Here is a 2,274-nt window from a genome sequence, read left to right on the forward strand (position 1 = left end):
GTTTTGTGGGGTTCTACCGGGGCGAGGGCGCTGGGGGGCCGGTCTGCATTCTGTCCCTTGCCGCCGCCCGGGCCCTGCTGCGGGGGGGGCCCTGTCAGGACCAGGCACGACGATCGGCCGGGGCGCGGCGGTCGTGCGGGGGAACCGGTCGGTCGGCCCGGTCCGCCGCCGGGGCGTCGCCGGCCGGGCGGCCGTCGGCCCAGGTCAGGGTGGAGACGAGGGAGCGGAAGGCCGCCCGGTAGGTCCGGGGGCTGGTCCCCGTGTGGTGCTGGAAGTGGTGGCGCAGATTGGCGGGCGTGCCGAGCCCCGTGCGGGTGGCGATGCGTTCGACCGGCTCGTCGCCGCGCTCCAGCAGGCGCTGCGCGAGCCGGATGCGCGCGCGGAGCAGGTACTGCAGCGGCGGCAACCCGGTCTCGGCCCGGAAGCGCCTGGTCAGGCCGCGGACGGTGAGTCCGGCGTGGTCGGCGAGGTCGTTCAGCGTCAGCGGCCGGTCGAGGTGGGCCTCCAGCCACCGGAGCGTCGGCCCGAGCCGGGAGCCCCCGGGACCCGGTGCGCGAGCGGTACCGGTGGTGGCCGCCGACGCGGTGGTCGCCGCCGCCCCGCTGGAGGCCGCCGACCCGGCAGGCCCGTGCAGCTCCAGGAAGACCTGCCGCTCCGTCTCGATGGCGACCGGCTCGCCGTGGTCCAGGGTGATCAGCCGCAGGCAGAGGTCGACCCCGCCGAGCACCCCCGCCGCGCTGTGGAACGGCGCCGCGTCCGTGACCGAGCCCTCCGGGTCGACCTCGATCCGGGGGTGGCGCCCGGCCAGTTCGGCGGCGTACCGGCGGCCGGTCGCGGCCCGCCGCCCGTCCAGCAGCCCGGTGGCGGCGAGGGTGAACGTCCCCGTCCCGATCGCACCGATCCGGCTGCCCCCGGCCGCCGCGGCCCGCAGCGCGTCGACGACCCCGGGCGGCGGCTCCGCGCGGAAACCGTCGTGGCCGGGCACCAGTACGGTGTCCGCACCCGCCAGCCCCTCCAGACCCCACGGTGTGTCGAGTCGGAACGGTGCCGGCGCCCCCGTCGTACGGAACCCGGGGCCCGCGCAGTACCGCACCTCGTACCCGACAAGCGGGTGGTGGCGCGCGGCGGCGCCGAAGGTGATCCCAGGCGCGGTGAGCTGGTGGCCCGGTACGCCGTCGAGGGCGAGGACAGCGATCACTGGCATGTCCAGAATTTAGCCCAGGGTGACATCGGGGCCGCTGTTGCGGGCGCGGGCCGGTGCGAAGGATGGGCGGTACGCGACACCCGCACCGCCGGGGCGTCCGCGCCACTCCTGATCCGAACACCCGAAGCGCGCTCGCGCGCACCCCGAACGAAGGACCTGCCATGCCCGCTTTCAGCTCCCTGGCCCGCCGAGCGGCCCGCATCGCCACCGTCGCCCTGGCCGCGACGGTGTGCGCCACCGCCATGACCGGCAGCGCCGGAGCCATCGTCAACGGGACGGACGCCAACGGGCGCTACCCGTACATGGCCTCGATCCCGCTGACGGCTCCGACGCAGGGCCTGGCCGACGGTGTCTGCGGGGCGACACTGATCCACCCGCGGTGGGTGCTGACGGCGGGCCACTGCCTCGACCCCGAGATCGGCGTGGTCCTGGACGGCACCGTCCGGATCGGCTCGGACCGGCGCACGTCCGGCGGCACCGTGCGCACCATCGAGCGGACGATCATCCACCCCGGCTACGGGATCGGCACCGGCGCTGGCGGTGCCAACCAGGACGACCTCGCGCTGATCCGGCTGGACCGCCCGGTGAGCGAGCAGCCCGTCCGGATCGCCGAGCGCGCGGCCCGGCCCGGTACGCCGACCCGGCTGCTCGGCTTCGGCAGCGTCGCCGACGTGGACACCCCGCAGCGGGCCGAGTTCGCGAACCGGCTCCAGCAGTTGGAGACCCGCCGGGGAGCCGTCGACGAGTGCGCCCCCGGCCGGGCGGGGTGGCTGCGCCTCTGCACGGTCAGCCAGGTGCCGGGCGCGATGGCCTGCTTCGGGGACTCCGGCGGCCCGCAGCTCCAGAAGGGCCGGGGCGGCCGCTGGGAACTCGTCGGCACCACCTCGGGCGACGGTGACACCGACCCGACCTGTTCGACCGGCCCGGGCCTCTACACCAGCGTTCCGGCGTACGCGGACTGGATCCGGCAGACGATCCACCAGAACAGCTGACTCCCGGCGGCGGCAGCGCCCGGCGTGCGCATCAGACCGACCCGGTCCGCCACCGGCCGGGGCATCACGTCCTCGTGG

General features: G+C 76.0%; 2 protein-coding genes. One reads left to right on the forward strand and one right to left on the reverse strand.

Translation table 11 applies throughout. The annotated features are described in order from the left end of the window. Window positions 1–94: 94 nt before the first annotated feature. Window positions 95–1,204 carry a helix-turn-helix domain-containing protein gene (locus ABZ497_RS36705; protein ID WP_359812472.1) on the reverse strand — a complete coding sequence of 370 codons (1,110 nt, stop codon included), beginning with the start codon at window positions 1,202–1,204 and terminating at the stop codon, window positions 95–97. 161 nt (window positions 1,205–1,365) lie between these two features. Between ABZ497_RS36705 and ABZ497_RS36710 the strand changes: the two genes are divergently transcribed. After that, a complete protein-coding gene (locus ABZ497_RS36710) occupies window positions 1,366–2,196 on the forward strand; it encodes a serine protease (protein ID WP_359812474.1) in 831 nt (276 codons plus the stop codon). Window positions 2,197–2,274 lie beyond the last annotated feature (78 nt).

Source organism: Kitasatospora sp. NPDC005751 (genome assembly GCF_040630835.1).
Taxonomy (GTDB): domain Bacteria; phylum Actinomycetota; class Actinomycetes; order Streptomycetales; family Streptomycetaceae; genus Kitasatospora.